Origin of the sequence: Vibrio mytili (assembly GCF_000830505.1) — a bacterium.
GTDB classification, from domain to species: domain Bacteria; phylum Pseudomonadota; class Gammaproteobacteria; order Enterobacterales; family Vibrionaceae; genus Vibrio; species Vibrio mytili.
On sequence record NZ_JXOK01000041.1, the window covers coordinates 84,722 to 107,585 of the forward strand.

19 protein-coding genes and 3 pseudogenes are annotated in these 22,864 nt (G+C 44.8%); 8 read left to right on the forward strand and 14 right to left on the reverse strand.

The features are described 5' to 3' along the window. Positions 1–9 precede the first annotated feature (9 nt). The 5 genes and pseudogenes from SU60_RS11490 to yacG all read left to right on the forward strand — a co-directional run bounded on the left by SU60_RS11490 (position 10) and on the right by yacG (position 3,901). Positions 10–1,232, forward strand: a pseudogene (locus SU60_RS11490) (type II secretion system F family protein). Positions 1,233–1,370: 138 nt separating this feature from the next. Further along, positions 1,371–2,240: a prepilin peptidase gene (locus SU60_RS11495; RefSeq protein WP_041155623.1), complete on the forward strand. Its 870-nt coding sequence runs from the start codon at positions 1,371–1,373 to the stop codon at positions 2,238–2,240. Next, complete coding sequence (gene coaE / locus SU60_RS11500; protein WP_041155624.1) at positions 2,241–2,855, forward strand: dephospho-CoA kinase; 615 nt, start codon at positions 2,241–2,243, stop codon at positions 2,853–2,855. 27 nt (positions 2,856–2,882) lie between these two features. Beyond that, entirely contained in the window at positions 2,883–3,623 is a 741-nt protein-coding gene (gene zapD, locus SU60_RS11505) for a cell division protein ZapD (protein ID WP_041155625.1), read from the forward strand. Between the two features lie 83 nt (positions 3,624–3,706). Then, positions 3,707–3,901 (forward strand): DNA gyrase inhibitor YacG, encoded by a 195-nt coding sequence (yacG, locus tag SU60_RS11510; RefSeq protein WP_041155626.1) that lies wholly within the window; start codon positions 3,707–3,709, stop codon positions 3,899–3,901. A 476-nt stretch (positions 3,902–4,377) separates the two neighbouring features. Here the strand turns inward: yacG and rplS are convergent, their stop codons facing one another. The 5 genes and pseudogenes from rplS to ffh form a co-directional block, all read right to left on the reverse strand. Beyond that, complete coding sequence (gene rplS, locus SU60_RS11515; protein WP_041155627.1) at positions 4,378–4,731, reverse strand: 50S ribosomal protein L19; 354 nt, start codon at positions 4,729–4,731, stop codon at positions 4,378–4,380. A 41-nt stretch (positions 4,732–4,772) separates the two neighbouring features. After that, entirely contained in the window at positions 4,773–5,534 is a 762-nt protein-coding gene (trmD, locus tag SU60_RS11520) for a tRNA (guanosine(37)-N1)-methyltransferase TrmD (protein ID WP_041155628.1), read from the reverse strand. A gap of 27 nt (positions 5,535–5,561) precedes the next feature. Next, a complete protein-coding gene (rimM, locus tag SU60_RS11525; protein ID WP_041155629.1) occupies positions 5,562–6,110 on the reverse strand; it encodes a ribosome maturation factor RimM in 549 nt (182 codons plus the stop codon). 29 nt (positions 6,111–6,139) lie between these two features. Beyond that, entirely contained in the window at positions 6,140–6,388 is a 249-nt protein-coding gene (rpsP, locus tag SU60_RS11530; RefSeq protein ID WP_005379962.1) for a 30S ribosomal protein S16, read from the reverse strand. 210 nt (positions 6,389–6,598) lie between these two features. Continuing rightward, positions 6,599–7,980 (reverse strand): annotated as a pseudogene (ffh, locus tag SU60_RS11535) (signal recognition particle protein). Positions 7,981–8,193: 213 nt separating this feature from the next. On the opposite strand from ffh, the gene SU60_RS11540 reads away from it, so the two are divergent. Beyond that, entirely contained in the window at positions 8,194–8,988 is a 795-nt protein-coding gene (locus SU60_RS11540) for a cytochrome C assembly family protein (RefSeq protein ID WP_041155630.1), read from the forward strand. Between the two features lie 115 nt (positions 8,989–9,103). Beyond that, the gene (locus SU60_RS11545; protein WP_041155631.1) at positions 9,104–10,375 is read left to right on the forward strand and encodes an HlyC/CorC family transporter; all 1,272 of its coding nucleotides are present in this window, start codon (positions 9,104–9,106) and stop codon (positions 10,373–10,375) included. A gap of 119 nt (positions 10,376–10,494) precedes the next feature. Here the strand turns inward: SU60_RS11545 and luxS are convergent, their stop codons facing one another. The 9 genes and pseudogenes from luxS to SU60_RS11590 all read right to left on the reverse strand — a co-directional run bounded on the left by luxS (position 10,495) and on the right by SU60_RS11590 (position 21,236). Further along, entirely contained in the window at positions 10,495–11,013 is a 519-nt protein-coding gene (gene luxS, locus SU60_RS11550) for an S-ribosylhomocysteine lyase (protein WP_041155632.1), read from the reverse strand. A 60-nt stretch (positions 11,014–11,073) separates the two neighbouring features. Continuing rightward, positions 11,074–11,679 (reverse strand): transglycosylase SLT domain-containing protein, encoded by a 606-nt coding sequence (locus SU60_RS11555; protein ID WP_084735776.1) that lies wholly within the window; start codon positions 11,677–11,679, stop codon positions 11,074–11,076. Between the two features lie 113 nt (positions 11,680–11,792). Beyond that, a complete protein-coding gene (gene gshA / locus SU60_RS11560) occupies positions 11,793–13,358 on the reverse strand; it encodes a glutamate--cysteine ligase (protein ID WP_041155633.1) in 1,566 nt (521 codons plus the stop codon). 156 nt (positions 13,359–13,514) lie between these two features. Then, entirely contained in the window at positions 13,515–16,358 is a 2,844-nt protein-coding gene (locus SU60_RS11565; protein WP_041155634.1) for a M16 family metallopeptidase, read from the reverse strand. A 9-nt stretch (positions 16,359–16,367) separates the two neighbouring features. Next, entirely contained in the window at positions 16,368–16,829 is a 462-nt protein-coding gene (locus SU60_RS11570; RefSeq protein WP_041155635.1) for a YqaA family protein, read from the reverse strand. Then, positions 16,823–17,773, reverse strand: a complete 951-nt coding sequence (locus SU60_RS11575; RefSeq protein WP_041155636.1) for an NADP-dependent oxidoreductase — start codon at positions 17,771–17,773, stop codon at positions 16,823–16,825. Before SU60_RS11575 ends, SU60_RS11570 begins: the two co-directional genes overlap by 7 nt. Positions 17,774–18,015: 242 nt before the next feature. Continuing rightward, positions 18,016–19,146 (reverse strand): sodium ion-translocating decarboxylase subunit beta, encoded by a 1,131-nt coding sequence (locus SU60_RS11580; protein WP_041155637.1) that lies wholly within the window; start codon positions 19,144–19,146, stop codon positions 18,016–18,018. 9 nt (positions 19,147–19,155) lie between these two features. Next, positions 19,156–20,940, reverse strand: a pseudogene (gene oadA, locus SU60_RS11585) (sodium-extruding oxaloacetate decarboxylase subunit alpha). A gap of 32 nt (positions 20,941–20,972) precedes the next feature. Continuing rightward, positions 20,973–21,236, reverse strand: a complete 264-nt coding sequence (locus tag SU60_RS11590; protein ID WP_041155638.1) for an oxaloacetate decarboxylase subunit gamma — start codon at positions 21,234–21,236, stop codon at positions 20,973–20,975. 957 nt (positions 21,237–22,193) lie between these two features. Between SU60_RS11590 and SU60_RS11595 the strand changes: the two genes are divergently transcribed. Next, complete coding sequence (locus SU60_RS11595) at positions 22,194–22,835, forward strand: hypothetical protein (RefSeq protein WP_052481528.1); 642 nt, start codon at positions 22,194–22,196, stop codon at positions 22,833–22,835. The last annotated feature ends 29 nt before the right edge of the window (positions 22,836–22,864 follow it).

A 22,864-nucleotide genomic window follows, 5' to 3' on the forward strand; every position in this document is an offset into this window, starting at 1 on the left:
ACCTAGCCTATGAAAACCACCACTCCTCAACTGAAAAACTTCCGCTGGAAAGGCATCAATAGCTCAGGAAAAAAAACGTCTGGACACACGCTCGCCATGAGTGAAATTGAAGTCCGTGAACGTCTCGATGCCCAACATATTAAAATAAAGAAGATCAAAAAAGGCAGCATCTCTTTTTTGACCAAACTCAGTCATCGCGTCAAAGGCAAAGACATTACGGTGTTTACCCGCCAGATCTCGACGATGTTGGTCACCGGTGTGCCCTTAGTACAAGCGTTAAAGCTGGTGTCTGACAACCATAAAAAAGCCGAGATGAAATCGACTTTAATGAGCATCACCCGCGCGGTAGAAGCTGGCACTCCAATGTCAAAAGCCATGCGCACCGCGAGCAATCACTTTGATGCGCTGTATACCGACCTAATCTCAACCGGAGAACAATCTGGCAACTTAGCGAGGTGTTTGAACGGCTGGCTACCTATCGAGAAAAGAGTGAACAACTGCGCGCCAAAGTGATCAAAGCTTTAATTTATCCCGCGATGGTGATTCTCGTCGCGCTCGCGGTATCGTATCTGATGCTAACCCAGGTCATTCCAGAATTTGAAAAAATGTTTTCCGGCTTTGGCGCGGATTTACCTTGGTTTACCCGACAAGTGCTCGACTTATCTGCTTGGATGCAAGATTGGGGCGGATTTATTGGCTTAGGTGCGCTCAGTTTACTGATATCTTCCCGTATTATGATCAAGCGTTCCGATTCGTTTCGCTTAATGATCAATCGAGCCAGTTTGAAATTTCCCGTCCTTGGACCGGTGTTATCTAAAGCGGCAATCGCTAAGTTTAGCCGTACGCTTGCTACCAGCTTTAGCGCCGGTATCCCAATTCTCACCAGTTTAAAAACCACATCAAAAACGTCAGGTAATATGCATTATCAGTTGGCAATTGAAGACGTCTACCGCGATACAGCAGCAGGCATGCCGATGTATGTCGCGATGCGCAACTGCAACGTTTTCCCAGAATTGGTGTTACAAATGGTGATGATTGGTGAGGAATCAGGTCGCCTGGATGATATGCTGAATAAAGTCGCGACGATTTACGAGTTTGAAGTCGATAACACCGTTGATAATCTAAGTAAGATTCTCGAACCGTTAATTATTGTTTTTCTTGGGGTCGTCGTCGGTGGCTTAGTGACGGCAATGTATCTGCCTATCTTTAACTTAATGAGTGTATTGGGCTAGAATAGGGCATACTCAAATGACGTTGAGATGTAAACGTGAAGCCGTGTCATTACGCCACACATCTTAACGTGATGTAGAATTAATCCGTCCCATCAAAACAGCACCTTGCTCGTTTGATTTTTCGCTCAAGAGAGATATATGGAAGTATTCCAGTACTACCCATGGTTATTCGTTGTATTTGCCGTGGTTTTTGGTTTGATCGTGGGAAGCTTTCTCAACGTCGTTATTTATCGACTGCCTAAGATCATGGAATTAGAATGGCGCCACGAATGTGCGGAGTCCTTTCCCGAATACAAGATTAAAGCGCCTACAGAAACGCTAACCTTAAGTGTGCCTCGTTCTTCTTGCCAAAAATGCGCCACGCCGATCCGCATTCGTGACAATATCCCGGTGATCAGTTGGCTGCTGTTACGCGGTAAATGCCATAACTGCAACGCGCCAATCAGCCCAAGATACCCACTGATAGAACTATTGACAGCAACCTGCTCTGGCTTTGTCGCATACCATTTCGGATTCAGCTATTTCACCATTGCACTCATCTTTTTCACCTTTACATTGATTGCGGCAACGTTTATCGACCTTGATACTATGTTACTGCCCGATCAATTGACCTTACCTTTAACTTGGGCTGGCATTGTCTTAGCATTGATCGAGGTGAGTCCTGTTAGTTTACAAGACGCGGTTATTGGTGCCATCGCAGGTTATCTATGCCTTTGGTCTGTCTATTGGGGCTTCAAGTTGCTGACCGGAAAGGAAGGCATGGGCTACGGTGACTTTAAACTCCTTGCTGCTCTGGGTGCTTGGCTCGGTTGGCAATCGCTGCCTATGATCATTTTAATTTCTTCCCTCGTTGGGGTTATTTTTGGTCTGATTCAACTACGCTTGAAAAAGCAAGGTATAGAGAAAGCCTTTCCTTTCGGTCCCTATTTAGCGATCGCAGGATGGGTATGCTTACTCTGGGGTGAGCAAATTTTAAATTGGTACTTTACGTCCATTCTAGGAGTGTAAATGGCTTTAGTAATTGGCCTGACAGGCGGTATTGCTAGTGGTAAAACAACCGTGGCAAATCTGTTCAAACAACAATTTGATATCGACATCGTCGATGCGGATATTGTTGCGAGAGAAGTAGTAGAACCCGGCACTCCGGGCTTAAATGCAATCATCGAGCACTTTGGATCTGAGATTATTCGAGAAGACCAAATGCTGGATCGTGCTAAGTTGCGCGAGAAAATTTTTTCCAATCCAGATGAAAAAGCGTGGCTGAACTCTCTGCTTCATCCAATGATTCGTGAAAAAATGATCGAAGAACTGGAAGAAGTCACATCCGACTACGCACTGTTGGTCGTGCCGTTGCTGATAGAGAACAATCTGGAAAGCTTATGTGACCGCGTACTGGTGGTCGATGTTGAACCAAGCACCCAGATTTCTCGGACTATGAAACGCGACAACGTCAGTGAAGAGCAAGCACAAGCGATCCTTGCATCTCAAGCGTCTCAACAGCAAAGACTCGCTCTAGCTGATGATGTGGTGAAGAATAACCCAGACGACCCTGAACTTTTACTTCAAATTACAGATTTGCATGAAAAGTACCTAGCCATGTGTCAGAATAATCTGAGAAAATAGGAAAGGATCCCATCTAGGCTTATGTCAATGACCACGCATAAATTCGAACATCCGTTAAATGAGAAAACTCGTATCTATCTAAGAGTAGAGTCTCTGCTGCGTCAGGCTCACTTGGCTTCTAGCTTTACTGACAATCATCAATATCAATTATTTTTTCGCGCGTTATTCGATATGGTTGAGATTTTTGAACAGATCCAACTAAAAAGCGAACTGGCGAAAGATATTGAGAAACAGCGACTGTCCTATCGTCACTGGTTGAATGTGGACGGCGTTGATCAAGGTGCCCTCAACGACCTATTGCAAGAAATTGATTCAGTACACAGTCAGTTGATGGGGGCTGCTCGATTTGGACAAGCACTGCGTGATGATCGCTTTCTGAGCTCAATTAGGCAACGATTTAACTTACCAGGCGGAGCATGTTGTTTTGATCTACCCGCTTTGCACTACTGGCTCCATTTGCCAATTGAGCGTAAAAAGCACGATGCTCAACAGTGGCAAACAAGCTTAAAGCCGCTGTCTGACGCACTTTCTCTCTGGCTTAAGCTGACCCGTGAAACTGGGCACTTTAAACCCCAGATAGGCCGAGTCGGCTTTTTCCAAAGTGATGCAGACGGTGCCAATATTCTGCGCCTGCATATTCCAATGGAGTTTGGTGTATATCCAATGATTTCTGGCCATAAGAACCGATTTGCGATCAAATTTATGTCGTTTGAAACTGGACAAGCCTGTACCCAAGATGTCGAGTTTGAATTGGCGGTTTGTTGCTAAGTGGCGTTCACTCAACAACGACTTTCTATTATTCTTCTAATCATCCAAACTTGTTATAGAAAACCAAAAGGGACGAACAATCCATGTCTAAAATTACTATCGTTCAATGCCCTCAGTGTGGTACCGACGTTGAATGGGGTGAGCAAAGCCCTAACCGCCCGTTTTGCAGTAAAAAATGCCAGATGATTGACTTCGGCGAATGGGCTGACGAAGAAAACGCCATCGCAGGCGCGCCTGATATGTCTGATAGCGACGGATGGTCGGAAGATCAATACTAAGAGGGTCTAGGATAAATAAAGGTCCTAGGATCCTAGGTTCTAGGGTCCTAGGAGGCGCACTCGGGTAGCTTTGCGTCTCAAAAACCAACCGAGCTTGTTGTACGGATTACGGATTACTTTTCAGTCACTTAAGTTCAATATCAAGTATTTCTGTACTCTGTACTCCAAAACCACCAACACAACATTTTCGATTTAACGCAATAATTCCCCCCCCCCCCCCTAGGATCTAGGACCTTTCTTTCCCCAGGATCTTATCTGTATTCCGGAAGCGAAGCGCTCTGTAGTCCAAAACCACAAGAGCCAAACTTTTCAATTGAACACAATACTTTCAACAAACTCCCCTAGAACCTAGGATCCTATAACCTACGACCTATCTTTTCTAACCTAGGACCTATCTTTTCTCCCCTAGAACTTTAAGTTAAAAAAAAAACGGAGCCCATAGGGCTCCGTTTAAGATGAGAACGCTAGTTATAGCATTACTTCTTAGCAAGTTTCTCTTTGATACGAGCAGACTTACCAGAACGCTCACGTAGGTAGTACAACTTGGCACGACGTACTGCACCACGGCGTTTAACTTCGATGCTATCAACAACTGGAGAGTGTGTTTGGAACGTACGCTCAACACCTTCACCGTTAGAGATCTTACGTACAGTGAAAGCAGAGTGTAGACCACGGTTACGGATTGCGATTACAACGCCTTCGAAAGCCTGTAGACGCTCACGGTCACCTTCTTTTACCTTAACTTGAACAACAACAGTGTCACCTGGTGCAAATTTAGGTAGGTCTTGTTTCATTTGCTCTTCTTCAAGAGCTTTGATGATGTTACTCATTTTTTAAATTCCTAGAATAAACTGATACTAAATAAATTAGGTTACTTTGCATGACGTTCGTTAATGGCTTTATGTTCATTAATAAACTCAGCAAGTAATAGTTCCTGTTCGTCAGTCAGAGCTAGGTTTTCCAGGAGCTCTGGTCTTCTTAGCCAAGTTCGGCCCAGCGACTCTTTGAGTCGCCATCGACGAATATCCTTGTGATTGCCTGACATGAGTACCGCTGGTACCTCTTTGTCATCCAATACTTCAGGACGCGTATAGTGAGGGCAATCTAACAAACCATTGGCAAAAGAGTCTTCTTCTGCTGATGCAAAATCTCCCAGCACCCCCGGAACAAACCGAGAAACTGAGTCGATTAGCGTCATGGCTGGTATCTCACCACCCGTCATCACAAAATCTCCAATCGACCATTCTTCGTCGACTTCAGATTGAATGATACGCTCATCTACCCCTTCGTAGCGGCCACAGATAAGAAGCAAGTTCTCATTTGTTGCCAACTCCTCTACCCCTTGCTGATCGAGCTTGCGACCTTGAGGAGATAGGTAAATGACTTTCGTCTTACCCGGTGAGGCCTTTTTCGCGGTATGTATGGCATCGCGCAGAGGCTGAACCATCATTAACATACCAGGACCACCACCGTAAGGTCGGTCATCGACAGTGCGATGTTTGTCGTGAGTAAAATCTCGAGGATTCCAAGTCTCAATCGACAATAGACCTTTTTTAACCGCTTGACCTGTTACTCCAAAATCAGTAACAGAACGGAACATTTCAGGAAACAGGCTAATTACGCCAACCCACATGTTTATCTCGCTCTGTAATTTTGGAGATTAGAATCCAGGATCCCAGTCAACTTCGATCCGTTGAGCTTCACGATCAATATTGATGATCACTTGCTCTTCAAGGAACGGAATTAATCGTTCCTTTTGCCCAAAAGCATCTTTAAGATTTGCTTTAACTACCAAAACATCGTTTGAACCTGTTTCTAACATGTCGCTCACGACACCCAGATCGTAACCATTGGTGGTGACTACTTGCATTCCAAACAATTCACGCCAGTAGAATTCATCTTCTGACAGTTCAGGTAATATTGCAGGGTCGATAGCAATTTCAAAGTTTGTCATTAAGTGCGCGTCTTCGCGAACGTCCAGACCTTCCAGCTTAGCCACCATACCTTTGTTATGGCGCTTCCAGCTTTCTACTTTGTACTCAACCCACTGCCCTTTTTGGTTGATATACCAAGGGCTGTAATCGAAAATGCTTTCAGCATTGTCTGTGTAGGAAAAAACTTTAAGCCAACCTCGAATGCCGTAAGTAGCACCAAACTTGCCTACAACAATCTTTTCGTTGCTCATTGTTTCTTTACCTTTCATCGACATAAACTAGTTTCTACTTCTAACAGTATGAATTAAGCCGCTTTTTGAGCGTCTTTAACTAGCTTAGCAACGCGGTCAGATACAGACGCGCCTTGACCAACCCAATGGTTAACGCGGTCTAGGTCTAGACGTAGACCTTCTTCTTGACCTTTCGCAGTTGGGTTAAAGAAACCAACTTTCTCGATGAAACGGCCAGTTGCAGCGTTGCGGCTGTCCGCTACTACGATTTGATAAAATGGACGCTTTTTAGCGCCGTGACGTGCCAAACGAATGGTTACCATGTCGTCCTCTTTGCTTTCTCAAAAATAAAATTAACCCCAGAAACTAAAATAGCTTGGGGTCTCGTGCCAAAATAAAGCTCCGGAATTTTACTCTTCTCCCGGAGCAATGCAAGGGTTTAGTTACTTTTTCACCAACATAAATCGAATTTACAGTTTGTGACGCAGCTAACACCTTGAAATTTTACGTAGTTAGGTGATGTAATTGTGCAATTATCGACCAAATGGATTGAAGCCACCGCCACCGCCCATTCCGCCCATCATGCCTTGCATATTGCGCATCATTCCTTTCATTCCACCTTTTTGCATTTTCTTCATCATTTTCTGCATTTGGGTGAACTGTTTGAGTAGACGGTTAACATCTTGAACTTGTACCCCAGAGCCTGCTGCGATACGTTTCTTGCGTGAACCTTTGATGATTTCTGGACGCTGACGCTCTTTCATGGTCATTGAGCTAATGATCGCTTCCATCTGTTTGAACATCTTGTCATCGACTTTATCTTTGACGTTCTCAGGGAGCTGAGACATGCAGGAAGCTTATCCATCATGCCCATCATGCCACCCATGTTTTGCATCTGACCAAGCTGCTCACGAAAATCTTCTAAATCGAAGCCTTTCTTCTCTTTAAATTTCTTCGCCAGCTTTTCTGCTTTATCTTGATCGACATTACGTTGTAAATCTTCAATCAAAGAAAGCACATCACCCATGCCCAAAATACGTGATGCAACACGGTCCGGGTGGAAGGGCTCTAATGCGTCCGTTTTTTCACCGACACCTAAGAATTTAATTGGTTTGCCAGTGATATGACGCACGGAAAGAGCAGCACCGCCGCGAGCATCGCCGTCGACCTTGGTCAGAACAACACCGGTAAGTGGCAGTGCATCACCAAAAGCTTTTGCAGTATTTGCCGCATCCTGACCAGTCATGGCATCAACAACAAACAGCGTTTCGACAGGATTGATGGCTGAATGGAGGTCTTTAATCTCGCCCATCATCTGTTCATCAATCGCGAGACGACCTGCCGTATCGACAATCAGCACGTCATAGAATTTTTTCTTGGCGTGGTCGATGGCTGCGTTAGCAATATCAATCGGCTTTTGGTCAGGTGATGATGGGAAGAAATCAACACCAACATCTGCTGCCAAGGTTTCTAGCTGTTTGATCGCCGCTGGGCGGTAAACGTCGGCAGAAACGACCAAAACCTTTTTCTTATCACGCTCGCTCAAAAGCTTAGACAATTTACCTACCGATGTGGTTTTACCCGCACCTTGTAGACCTGCCATAAGAAGAACCGCAGGTGGCTGAGCTGCTAAGTTAAGGGCTTCGTTCGACTCCCCCATCACCGCTTCTAGCTCAGATTGTACTATCTTAATAAACTCTTGGCCTGGGGTCAGAGATTTAGAGACCTCAACACCCACCGCCTTTTCCTTAACGCGGTTTACAAATTCGCGAACAACCGGTAGCGCAACGTCCGCTTCCAGTAATGCCATACGCACTTCACGTAAGGTCTCTTTAATGTTGTCTTCTGTCAGACGACCTTTACCGCTGATATTTTTCAGCGTTTTGGATAATCGATCCGTTAAATTCTCAAACATCTTTGTCTCTTCGCTAAAATGGCGACTAATTAGTGTGAGTATACCTTAGCCAAGGTCACAGTCATACCCGTACTACTGCTCTATTACTATATGGGAAGCTAACTTATTAATTTCAATGTCTCATCTATGATGATTGTTATTGCATAGGTCATAGCTCCAAAGAGTAATGCAAGGTATAATTTCGTTATTCTGGACAACAACCTTTATGGATTCATGGATAGCTTAATTGCCATTGCGGCCGCCATACTTTACATTTTGGCTATCGCAACCATCATACCCGGACTTTCACAACAGTCTGGCATCAAAGCAAAAACCGTGTTTGCTAGTGCCGCGTGCGCACTGGTTTTTCACGCTTGGTTATTGAGTGATTTGATTCTCGATGGTTCTGGTCAAAACCTCAGCATTTTAAATGTCGCGTCCCTGATCAGCTTCATCATTTCCTTGGTCATGAGCCTGGCTATGCTCAAAAACCGGTTGTGGTTTCTGCTGCCAGTGGTTTATAGCTTTGCAGCCATTAATTTATCGGCGGCGACGTTTTTACCTAGCACTTTCATTAAACATTTAGAAAATGATCCTAAGTTGCTTATTCACATATCGTTGGCGCTGTTTGCCTACGCTACGCTGACGATTGGCGCTCTGTACGCGCTGCAACTTGCGTGGCTTGACCATAAACTGAAAACGAAAAAATCGTTAGCCATAAATCCAAATCTACCTCCGCTAATGATGGTTGAACGGCAATTATTTAAAATTATTTTAATTGGCAACCTGCTACTGACCTTCACGCTGCTCACTGGATTTGTGTTCGTTCAGGATATGTTCGCACAAGGTAAAGCACATAAAGCGATTCTCTCTTTCTGTGCTTGGGTGGTCTATTCAGTATTGCTTTGGGGACATTACCAAAAAGGATGGCGAGGTAAAAAAGTGACTTGGTTTGCCGTTGCCGGAGCCACGTTGCTCACACTGGCTTATTTTGGCAGTCGTTTTGTCAAAGAGATCATCTTGAATTAACGCTCCCTTGAGCCTTTATATTCAACGCCAAATCAAATACAGTACTTTAAAACACCACTTAAGAGTTTCATGTGGCTCTTGAATAAACAAAACACTTACAAGGAATAACAACGCTTTGGACGACATCTCTACGGGTATCTTATTTGCGCTACTCGCGTGTCTTATCGTCATATCAGGTTACTTTTCCGGTTCAGAAACAGGGATGATGTCTTTGAACCGCTATCGCTTGAAACACTTAGCCAAAAATGGGCATAAGGGAGCAAAGCGCGTCGAAAAGCTACTAGACCGTCCAGATCGTTTGATTGGTCTAATTCTTATCGGCAATAACCTTGTGAACATTCTTGCCTCGGCCATTGCCACGATTATTGGTATGCGCCTCTATGGCGATATGGGGGTCGCGATTGCAACTGGTGCTCTCACCATGGTGGTACTGGTGTTTGCCGAAGTCACACCGAAGACCATCGCCGCGCTTTATCCAGAGCGTGTCTCTTATGCGAGCAGTATTCTACTTAGCATTTTAATGAAGTTACTTTCACCTTTGGTTTTGTTGGTGAATTTTATTACCAATGGCTTCATTCGACTGCTTGGTGTCAAAGCGGATCACTCCGTCGAAGATCATCTCAGCTCGGAAGAGTTACGCACCGTGGTCAATGAAGCCGGTGGACTGATCCCGCGTCGACATCAAGATATGCTGGTCTCTATCCTAGATCTCGAACACGTCACAGTGAACGATATTATGGTGCCACGTAATGAAATTACGGGGATCGATATTAACGATGATTGGAAGTCAATCGTTCGTCAATTGACCCACTCACCTCATGGGCGAATTGTGTTTTATCGTGACCAAATTGATGAAGTGGTTGGCATGTTACGCTTACGTGAAGCGTATCGCCTTATGCTGGAAAAAAATGAGTTCACCAAAGAAACCTTGTTGCGGGCATTAGATGAAGTTTATTACATCCCTGAAGGCACGCCACTGAACGTACAAATGCTGAAATTCCAGCGCAACAAACAGCGTATTGGTCTTATCGTCGATGAGTATGGCGATATCATAGGATTAGTAACGCTGGAAGATATTTTGGAAGAAATCATCGGTGAGTTCACCACCTCCATCTCTCCTAGCCTAGCTGATGAAATCAGCCCACAAGGTGATGGAAGTTTTCTTATTGAAGGCAGTGCCAATATCCGTGATATCAACAAAGGGCTTAAATGGGATTTGCCAACCTCTGGACCAAGAACACTCAACGGTCTTATTTTGGAACACCTTGAAGATATTCCAGAAAGCCATCTCAGTGTAAAGGTGTCTGGGCACCGGATGGAGATCGTTGAAATAGAAGAGAACCGCATTAAGCTCGTGCGGGTCTACCCGAAGAAGAAAAAGTCGTAGAGCCTTAACAAGTAAAAGAAAAAAAGAGCCTGACACTTCAACAGTCAGGCTCTTTTTTCGTATATCCTTTTAATTATCTTACTACGAGATAACTAGGAAGGCGCTCTCATCAGAGAACGTTAGTCGATACGCAGTTCTTTAAGCATTGATTCAGGCAGAGCAAGCTCGTCGTTTTTATTTACTGACACGCCCGCCTCCAGAATGTTTTTCGCGATTTGCTTTGCTTCATCGAGTGAGTGCATTGCAGCAGTGCCGCATTGATACTCGTTCAGCTCAGGGATCTTGTTTTGGCTTTCCACTTTTAATACGTCTTCCATGGCCGCAATCCACGCATCGGCGACTTGCTGCTCTGAAGGCGCACCGATTAGACTCATATAGAAACCAGTGCGACATCCCATCGGAGAAATATCAATAATTTCCACGCTATCACCGTTCAAGTGCGCGCGCATAAACCCTGCATATAAATGCTCTAACGTGTGAATACCTTTCTCTGAAAGGATATCTTTATTCGGTGCTGTAAAGCGCAAATCGAAAACGGTTATGGTATCACCTTTTGGGGTTTGCATTGTTTTCGCCACGCGCACAGCAGGTGCATTCATACGAGTGTGGTCGACAGTAAAGCTATCGAGTAAAGGCATTACATCTCTCCTTATTGTAATTCCAACACCTGACGGGATTGGTTTTCATTTCTGTTCCGGCTAGAAGAACCAACTACGATTGTCTTCTAACTCTTGTCGGCACTGTTTCAACTGCCAGCCATACGTTTTTGCGGTTTGCTCCACGCGCCTCGCAATTTTCATTAAACTTGGTTTTCTTTTGTAGCTACCACGTTTGTACCCACCTCGTCCTTCATGATAAGCCAAATATTGATTATAGGGGTCCCATAAAGAGATGCCTAGCTGACGCCGAGTTTCATGGGTGTACCAACCAACAAACATCATCGCGTCATCAAAATCACTTCTCGAACTCCAACTTCCAGTGGCATCCTGAAAGTCGTCCCAAGCTGGGTCTTGTGCTTGTGCATAGCCATATGCACTGCTTACTCGTCCCCAAGGAATAAAACCAAGCACATAATCTATTGGTGGTTTTGCATCATGTCGGAAGCTACTCTCCTGCTTGATGATAGCCATTGCAACATGAATCGGAGTTCCCCACTCCTCTTCCATATCAATGGCATCTTCATACCAACTCGGATGTTCTCGGAAGATTTCACACAGGTTACCCTGTTGTTGAGGTGGAGCAGTCGCACACCCGACTAACAACACACTGCCTAAAATGGATACTGCTAACGACTTGATGTTCACCAATCTTTACCAACTTACTATTATTCCAGATGAGCGTATTCCAGATGAGCGCTGTGCCCTAACTAAATAAGCACTGTAATACAGATGATCATTGTCACTCTAGATCAGTACGCTTATTTTAGATAAGCAAAGTAGTCTTGCAAAAAGTCATCAAAAGATAACGTATCACTTTGCTCAGACTGCTTCTGTTTTTCTACCGAAGTTACCACTTCAGTTTCCATAACATCTTGTGAGTAATATTGGTACGTATGTGCGAGGTTCTCCTCGCGATATTTCATACCCAAACTGCAACCCACTTTACCTAAGCCGCCTAGCTCTTTCGTTAGGGCTAACAGCTGGCCTGAGATGGTCAACTCTGGCTCATCAATCCATGTCGCGAGTTTGTCGCAAACATCTTGATAGGCATGACCACCAACAGAAGCATCCATTTTTATGGCGATTTGGCGAAGTTCAACGAAGACTCTTTTCGCCCACTCTTGCAAAGAAAGTCGCTCTCCTTGGCAGCCAATCTGGAGCATCAAACCTTTCTCACGCCCCGACACAACCACCTTGTTCCAGTTATCGCGCCAACATGCTAAATCACTGTTATTCATCGGCTCGGAGTCAGAAAGCGCAGCCCAAGTAAGGAACATATCGAGAAAACGCACCTGCTCTTCAGTGACGCCCACTGGACTGAACGGGTTTACATCTAACGAGCGCACTTCAATATATTCAACGCCAGCGCGCTTTAATGCCTCTGATGGTTTCTCACCACTTTTCGCCACGCGTTTAGGGCGGATGGGAGCGTAAAGTTCGTTTTCAATTTGCAGAATATTAGAGTTGAGTTGACGATATTCACCATCAACTTTTACGCCTATTTTCGCGAACTCTTCAGATGGACGATGAATCGCATCATTGAGACCTTCGAGGTATTGTTCAATACTGTTAAATCCGATCTTCAATTTGCTCTGTGCGTTGTTGGTGTAACCAAGATCACTAAGGCGTAAAGACGTCGATTTTGGCAAATAGAGCGTACCACCAATACTCTCAAAGGGAAGATCCGTTTCTCTGCCCTGGATAAAAGATCCGCACAGCGCAGGTGAAGCCCCGAAGAAGTATGGAATTAACCAACCAAAACGGTAGTAATTTCGGATCAGAGCGAAGTAAGCGGCTGATTTTGTTTCCTGACGTGAAGCCTCATCTTGCTCTCCGTAGAGCGCATCCCAAAACGATTCCGGGAAAGAGAAGTTAAAATGCACGCCCGAGATGATCTGCATTAAGCTACCGTAACGACGTTTAAGCCCTTCACGATACAACGTTTTCATTTTTGCAGCATTGGATGAACCATATTGAGCAAGGTTAATCTCATCTTCACTGCTAACGTAGCAAGGCATTGAAAGTGGCCACATCTTCTCGTCACCCATCTTCGTTTGGGTAAAGTGATGGATGTCTTTGAGTTGTGCGATCAGCTCGGGGATATCATGAGAAACCGGGGTTATGAATTCCAGCAAAGACTCAGAAAAGTCAGTGGTGATCCATTGGTTTGTGAACGCGGAGCCCAATCCCTCTGGATGAGGTGTTGTGGCTAGGTGTCCATCCTGACGATAGCGTAATGTTTCACGCTCAACACCGCGTCCAAACTGCTTAAATACTTCGGGGGTTGATGCAACTTTTTCCAGTCGCGCAGCAAAATCAGTCAAAATGAGGTTCGCTTATATTAGGAGCAGGACACTTGCCATCCGAAGCAAGTGAAAGCTAAGTTATTGATAATTTTAGCATATAGATAAATTAACTTTGTAAAATGACTTATCTAAATACATAGCGGAGAGTAAGCCCTCCGCTATAACATGCGTACTCTATCGAATGATTTCAAGCTCTTCTACGTCTTTCCCTAACTTTTCTAGCTGGGGACGAAGGGATTTAGCATCACCAACAACAATAATTTGATAGTCATTCGGGTCAAACCATTTTCGTGCGAGCCCATTCAACGTGTCCTTATCTACTGTTTCGACCAACGTATTTCTCTGTTGTAGATAATCTTCATCCAAGTCATATTTTAAAATGTCACTGATGAGCTCCGCTTTTTGCGTTGGTGTTTCGTATTTCAGCGCATCTTTTTGCCCGACAGCTTGACGCATAAACGCCAGCTCTTCGTCAGTCATTCCTGATTGAGAATACTCGCTAAGCTCACTTTCCATCTCTATGATCGAGGCGACTGTCGAATCAGCACGCACTTGCGCAGTAAACACAACGGAACCCGCTTCAGGGTTACCGGAAAAGTATCCATAAGCGCCATAGGTATAACCTTTGTCTTCACGCAGATTTTGGTTGATACGGCTGTTAAAGTTACCTGATAAGTTATAGTTTGCTAACTGTCCTAAGTAGAATTCACCCGTAGCGTCGTATGGCACACCTTGACGAACCATCATTACCACACTTTGTGGCGCACCAGCTTTATCAACTAAATATACTTTTTGTGTCCCGAGTTTTGGAATCGTCTCAGGCTCATAAAGTGGTGCTGCTTCATCTTTCCAGCTCGACCAGAAACCAAGCTGTTTCTTAAGTGCTTGCTCCTCAATATCACCGACAACCACAACTTGCGCCCCTTGTGGTGTGTAGTGTTTAGAATAAAACTCGCGTACATCATCTAAGGTTAAGGCTCTCATTCCTGCTTGGGTGCCATCTTTGGGACGTGAAAAAATAGTATCGCCATATAACACTTGACGACTCGCTTGTGCGGCCATCCAGCTTGGATTTTGATGTTCATAAACTAAACCTTCTAAAGCTTGCATTTTCACACGGTCAAAATCTTCTTGTTTAAATGCTGGCGATAAAAGCATTTCTTCGACAATGTCCAAGGTTGGCTCGAGGTTCTTTTCTAAAGCCGAAACGCTAATATTTGTCGTATATCCCGTGGCATCAACGGTAATGACACTCCCCAACTTATCCAACTCTGCTTGGATTTCTTCCATGCTTCGCTTGGTGGTGCCTTCTTGCAACATGGCTGCGGTTAGTTGCGCAAGACCTTCTTTGCCCTTGTCAACAAAACGCGTTCCTGCAGGCAAACTAAACTGCATCATCACGGTTGGCGTTTCACTACTGACCGCCCCGAGCAGCTCAGAGCCATTTTCGAAATGGACATTGTACAAATCAGGCATGGTTGCTTGGACAGGTGCGCCTGTTGGAGGTTGAACCGAGCGATCAAAATTGTCGGCTGCACGACGGTAAGCCAGTTGATCCTCGGTAATTTTTTTGTACTCAGGTAAGGTTCTCTTAGGAGTAACAAAGGTCGCAGGCCGTACGGCTAAGTCGGTTTTCCCCGTTGGAACAACACTCAACGTGACTTTCGGCTGATCCTGAATGAACTCACTATACACTCTCTTAACCGACTCGGGGGTGACGGCTCTAATTTGCTCTAGCTGCTTTTCGATTCGGTCAGGTTCACCAAAAAATGTTTCATTTGATGCCAATTGCGTAACTTTACCCTTCACACTCTCCAAAGCAAAAATAGCATCGGCTTCTACTTTACCGGTAAGTTGCTCAAGACGCTGTTTTGATACGCCAGTGTTGGCAAAGTTTTGTAGCGATTTCTGGAGCTCAGTGTACAGTTTTGACAAATCACCTTTATCGCCCGAGTCGCCCATTGCATAAACATAAAATGTGCAAGCAAGCTCTGCACAATCATGAAACGACCCAGCATCTACCGCTTTCTGCGTTTTGACTAAGTCTTGATAAAGAACGCTGTTTGTCCCCGCACCGAGTATGCTAGACAGTGTATCAAGCGATGCTTGGCTTTCTTCACCACTGTACGTCGTTGGCCAAGCAACCATGACCATTGGCTGCTGAATGCGATCTTCTAAGGTAATGTATTTACTCTCTTTTAGCTGAGCTGGTTGTTTCTCAGCATTTTCTACGGCTGGCCCACGCGGTATCGAGCCGAAATATTTGTTCACCCAAGTCAGTGTCTGATCAACATCCAGATCGCCACCAATCGTCAATGTCGCATTATTCGGTCCGTACCAGCGTAAGAAGAATGCTTTAAGATCGTTGACATCAACACGGTCTAAATCTTCTACATAACCAATGGTTTGCCATGAATAAGGATGGCCTTCTGGATACAAGGCTTCTCCCATACGTTCCCATATAAGTCCGTATGGACGGTTGTCGTATCGTTGTGCACGTTCGTTTTTTACCGTCGAACGTTGGATCTCAAACTTGCGTTGTGAAACGGCATCGAGCAAAAAGCCCATGCGATCCGATTCCAACCACAACATTTTTTCTAATTGATTAGCAGGCACGGTTTCAAAATAGTTAGTGCGGTCGCGGTTGGTCGTGCCATTTAATGTGCCACCAGCCTCAGTAATTATTTTAAAATGTTGTTGATCACCAACGTTTTCCGACCCCTGGAACATCATATGCTCAAAGAAGTGGGCAAAACCGGATTTGCCGATTTCTTCACGTGCAGATCCAACGTGATAAGTGACATCAACATGAACTAAAGGATCCGAATCTTCCGGTGCGAGAATAACCGTTAAACCGTTATCAAGTTGGTATTTTTGATACGGAATCTTAACTTTACCTTCTTCTGCTTTTGACGACTCAACAAAAGTCACCCCTTCAGGCAATGATGAAACAGAGGCATTTGTTGCACAGCCCGTGATCACGAAAAGTGAGCACGCACCAACCCAAAACATTCTCATGTACTTTCCTTAAAATAATCCGAGATAAATAACAGCCAACAGGCTGTAACGAGCGGCCTTTCCAAAGAATATTAGAATGACACACGGCAAGAGGTTCATCCGTAACCAACCTGCCGCCAAACACAGTGGATCACCGATGACAGGTAACCAACTGAAAAATAATCCCCAGTAGCCATATTTTGCTAACCACTTCAAAGCGGTATGGCCATGCTTTTCATTTTGAGCTTTGTTCGGTAGCCATAACCCAAGCCAGTAATTGGTCAGACCGCCTAAGGTATTTCCGATGGTAGCAACAAGAACCACAGTAGAGACGGTGAACTGATTGAGAGAGAGTGTCGCGACTAAACTGGCTTCTGAGCCTCCAGGTAACAAGGTCGCACTAAGAAACCCCGTCATAAAAAGCACCCACAGCGCAGAATCAGAAAACCACAGCGCAATTTGTTCAAAATTGTAATGAAATACTTCTAGCATTTCATATCAAGCAATACCTTGCCTCTGGTTCTGCCAGACTCGACTTGTTGGTGAGCAGCGACAACATCACTCATTGGGTAAATATGTTGAACTTCGGTTTTGAGCAAGCCAACACTCACCATGTACAATAAGGTATCAAGCTGTTCGCTATCTGGCGCCACTAACATCCCCGTCGCTTCAAACCCTAACAATTTTGCTTTTTCACAAATCATTTCCGCAGTAATTGTTGGTACGGTCACCACTCTAGCGTGGTCTTTCAAACATTTGAGGGCATCTAATGCCGCATCTCCACCGACCAAATCAATCAAAACATCCACATCTTCAACACGTTCTGACACTGGTGCAAATTGATAGTTCACCGCATGAGCGCCAAGCGTGGCGAGATAGTCTAAATTTCGCTCACTGCAGGTTGTAAACACTTCCGCTTTTGCTGCCACGGCAATTTGTACGGCAAGGTGCCCAACCCCTCCAGCACCAGCAAGAATTAAAACACGATCATTTTCTTTAACATTCGCTTTGGTTAGCGCTTGAGCCGCGGTTTGTCCAGCAAGAGGAAGTACTGCCGCCGCTTCTAACGTCACGGATTGAGGAACGTGATTCAATTCCGCTTCTGGCACACAGACATATTGGCTATATCCTCCTCCCTTCACAGGAAAGCCAATAAAACCCGCCACCTGATCACCAACGCTAAAACGAGACGTTTCATCTCCGCACGACACCACCTTTCCGGAAATATCATATCCCGGAACCCAAGGCAGTTTATCTTTGTTTTGTTCAGCCGCCCAACCTAGCCCAGCACGGGTTTTTACATCAATAGGATTCACACCAGAAAAAGCGACTTTGACGAGTACCTCTCCCGGTGCTGGTGATGGTGTTGGGGCAGTGTGAGTAGCCAATACATTAGCGTCACCAAACTCAGTGATAACGATTTGTTTGTGTTCCATAAACCATTCCCGTAGTGATAAAAAAAGGATGCCAGAGCATCCCTTTGACTATAAACCATTTTGTTTGATGACGTGAATTGCTGCAGTGTAAATTGTTGATAGATATACTACTCAGCAATACTGCGTTACATTTTTACACCAATCACAGTAAATAAGTGATCAGAAATAGCGTAGGAAAAAGGCAACGACGTTATCGAGTATTTTAACAAGCTAGAATGACAAGTTATTTACGACGATTGGTATTACCCCACCAATGCGAGAAGAATACCCGCAGCCACCGCAGAGCCAAGTACACCAGCCACGTTTGGTCCCATGGCGTGCATCAACAAGAAGTTTTGCGGATTAGCTTGCAAACCTACTTTGTTCACGACACGTGCTGCCATCGGCACGGCAGAAACCCCTGCTGCGCCAATCAATGGATTAATATCTTCATCGGATAGCTTATTAAGCAGTTTCGCCATCAAAACCCCTGCTGCGGTACCGATACTGAACGCAACCGCACCAAGCGCTAAGATACCCAGTGTTTCTAAGTTTAAAAACTTGTCAGCTTGTAACTTAGAGCCAACACCTAAACCTAAGAAGATGGTCACGATATTGATCAGTTCGTTCTGAGCGGTTTTTGATAAACGGTCCACCACGCCAGCTTCACGCATCAAGTTACCCAAACAGAACATCCCGACAAGTGGTGTCGCCGAAGGTAAGAAAAGAATGGTCATCACCAAAACAGCAAGTGGGAAGATAACTTTCTCCCATTTACCTACATGTCTTAGCTGAGCCATTTTTATCTCACGCTCTTGTTGAGAAGTGAGTGCCTTCATGATTGGTGGCTGAATAATCGGAACCAGAGCCATGTAGCTGTATGCGGCAACGGCGATAGCACCGAGTAAATCTGGCGACAGTTTGCTGGCTAAGAAAATGGCGGTTGGGCCATCCGCACCACCAATAATCGCGATGGACGATGCGTCTGCCATGGAAAACTCCATGCCCGGAACATAGTTCAGCAAGATCGCACCAAACAACGTGGCAAAAATACCAAACTGAGCAGCCGCACCTAGCCACAATGTTTTGGGGTTAGCAATCAGCGCACCGAAGTCCGTCATTGCACCCACTCCCATAAAGATCAACAGTGGGAATACACCCGACTCAATCCCGACATGGTAAACGTAATACAGCAAACCACCAGGCTCAGTAAACCCAGCATTAGGAATGTTGGCTAAGATAGCACCAAAGCCGATCGGCAATAGCAGTAGTGGTTCAAAACCTTTGCGGATCGCTAAAAACAACAGTAAGCAGCCAACCAACATCATACAGATTTGGCCAAACTCAAAGTTAGCGATCCCTGTTTCTGACCATAAGGTCATCAATCCGTCCATGGTACTCCCTTACGCCAAGCTCAGAAGAGGCATACCGACAGTCACAGCATCACCTTCTTTCACATTTAACTCCTGAACCGTACCATTGCGGGCAGCACGAACTTCGGTTTCCATCTTCATTGCTTCGAGGATCAGCAGGACATCCCCCTCAGCCACTTCAGCGCCAGGCTGAACGTTGACTTTGAATATGTTCCCCGCCAAAGGAGCAGGCACCGCCTCAGCAGAAGATGCCGTCGCTGGAACAACAGGTGTCGCCGTATTGGCAGATGATGCTGGCACGACAGACGTTAACTCGCCTTGTGGGCCAACTTCGACATTAAACACTTGCCCATCTACGCGCACACTGTATGCCTCGACACCACCAGTAGATGCTTGAGCAACTGAAGCCGGTGTTGGCGTCGCACTTTCCAACGTCGGTGCTGGTTCAAATGCATCTGGGTTGCTGCGGTTCTTCAAGAACTTCAATCCAACTTGCGGGAACAAAGCATACGTCAATACGTCGTCCACTTGCTCATTCGCCAGCTTAATGCCTTCAGATTTTGCTTTCTCCAGCAAATCGACAGAGAGCGTTTCCATTTCAGGTTCGAGCAAATCTGCAGGACGCAAGTAATTGGTTCCTTGCCATCAAGTACTTTCGCTTGCAGTTCAGCATTCAATGCTGCTGGTGCAACGCCGTATTCGCCTTTTAGTAACCCTGCGGTTTCTTTAGTGATGCTCTTGTAACGTTCACCAGTCAGCACGTTGATAACCGCTTGAGTACCGACAATTTGCGATGTTGGAGTCACCAGTGGAATAAAGCCTAAGTCTTCACGAACGCGAGGAATTTCTTCAAGCACCTCGTCAATACGGTCCGCTGCACCTTGTTCTTTCAGCTGGCCTTCCATGTTAGTCAGCATACCACCCGGAACTTGTGCGATAAGGATTCGTGAATCCACGCCTTTTAATTGACCTTCCCACTTCGCGTACTTTTTCCGCACTTCACGGAAGTAAGCCGCTATCGGCTCAATTTGCTCCAACTTCAAGTTGGTATCACGCTCAGTACCTTGCAACATAGCCACGACCGTTTCCGTTGGCGTATGACCGTACGTACAGCTCATGGAAGAAATCGCCGTATCGAGAATATCAATACCCGCTTCTACCGCTTTAACAGCGGTTGCTGTCGACAGCCCCGTGGTGGCGTGACAGTGCAGTGCCAATGGCACATCACAAGACGCTTTTATACGTGTGATCAACTCTTCCGCTTCATACGGTTTTAATAGACCCGACATATCTTTGATACACAAAGAGTGACAGCCAAGATCTTCTAAACGTTTTGCTAAATCAACCCAAGTGTCTGCGTTATGCACAGGACTGGTCGTATAGGACAAGGTACCTTGTGCGTGCGCACCAACATCGATCGTTGACTTAACCGCTTTTTCGAATTCGAACGTCATTCATCGCATCAAAGATACGAAAAACATCCATGCCATTCGCATGAGCGCGCTCGACAAATTTTTCTACTACGTCATCAGCATAGTGGCGGTATCCTAAAAGGTTTTGACCACGCAGTAACATTTGCATTGGTGTATTTGGCATCGCTTTTTTAAGCGCACGTAAACGCTCCCAAGGATCTTCTCCGAGAAAACGAATACACGAGTCAAACGTTGCTCCTCCCCAAGTTTCTAGGGACCAATAACCAACCTTATCCAATTCAGCCGCAATAGGCAGCATATCTTCGATACGCATTCGCGTAGCAAACAATGATTGATGGGCGTCACGAAGTACCACATCCGTTATCGCTAGTGGTTTAGACATACTCTTAAACTCCTTTTTAATCCTTAACTCGGCTACTTCGCGACTGATCGGCGATGTTGATGAATCGCAGACGATATCGCTGCCACAACTTGTGGACTAACAGCTGAAGAGGTTGATTGAATATTCGTATTTTTAGTTGTTTTTAGTGCTGCGATCGGCTCAAGTACTTCTTCTGGTACCAGTTTGGACATTAGCCGAACGAGATAAACAAGAATAGTGAGGAAAATAAACACGACCGCCATCCCCGTTACCATCAGGGTGGCCGCATTTACTAGCAGGCTTCCTATATCTGTCATGTTGCTTCCTTTCTTTGTCATCCTGACAACATTCAGGACTTCAATTGTGTCAAATCCCGACTAGTGGATTATCTCGACTGGTCAAATTTTGTCAATTTTGTTTAAGGAAGGTTTATCATAAACGAGAAAAATGATTATTTATTCACTAGGCAGATCACAGTTTGAGAATAAATCAGTGGACCCAAATAATTCGAATGCGAAAGGAAACAACCTCAGTTGCCAACGCATTGCAAGCTTGTTGCACACAACGCAAAGGCATTCACTGAAGATAAAATATGATTCACAAAAGCAGGAATAGCGACTCAAGTAACGTTAAGATCGATGTTCAACTAGAGCGTCTTTGTTTATGGACGTTTTTAGCTACAAAAAAGAGGGGCAGATGCGAATACATCCTCCTGCTATCGTTAATTGGTTCTTAACAAGTCATCACCCAGCTTAAAGGCCGATAACACTCACCTTGCAGTACCTCATGTTACGGTCACCTAAGTAGCGTATCGAAGAATGATAACATCACGATCTACGCTACGCCAAGTGAGTAAAAAGTACTAGAAAACTTCCTAGTAGAGCCAAGAATTACCGTCTCTTCTTTAAGCAACTTATTGCTTTATAACTTAAACCCCTACCGATTTTTAGCTCGCGACTCATTCGCACTCTAAATACAAAACACGATTAGGTCAGAAGAATAGTAAAGAATCAGCCTATATTTCACAGTAATTTAAGACTTCCTACATACTCTGTAGAAAACCAGACCATAAAATGTTGAATAATATAATATTTTTTATTGATGACATATTTAAAATAACACAATTAACCCTCTATTTACCTCTGTTTTAAAATAGAGTGAAAACGTCTCCCAGATATATTTTCTATACTCTCAACGCTCCCATTAAATGAGGAGTAAAAACAAGAAGTCGTACAATTTATTTATTCAGGAATATAACAAATGGAGTAATCGTTATGACTCTTAACAAAACAGGCCTCGCTCTTGCAGTTTCAGCATTAATTTTTAGCGGTTCAACACTTGCGGCAAATGGTGTTGACGACGGTAACTTTAACGATCAATGGGATAACAGTGCGAATACCACCACAAACACCCTTGGTGTCAGTGATAGCTTCCAAGACAACAGCGATAGCAGCACTAATGCCGCGCTGGGAATCAATGATAGCTTCAAAGACAACAGTGACAACAGCACGAACGCATCGTTGGGCATTGATGATAGCTTTAATGATAGTAACGACAATAGCACCACTAACAACTCGACCACTAACTCTACCGCTAACAATAGTAATACCTCTAATTCGAGTAATAGTTTAGGTGTTGGTATTGCCGATAGCTTTAACGACAACAGCGACAACAGTAATAACAGTGATAACAGCGATAATAGTGACAACAGTGTTTCGCTCGGTCTTTCTGACAGCTTTAACGACAACAGCGACAACAGTACTTACAACAGCGACTCAAGCACAAATGATAGCTATAACCAAGTGCATACTGATATGGAGATGGTTGTAGCCAGTTCAGAGCTCATGGGTAGTGCAGCGGCTTGGTGGTTTACTCAACCAACGCCGAAGATACTACTGTGGACGTTACCAATGTGAATAGTCTCGATGGTATGAATGGCGTTGCT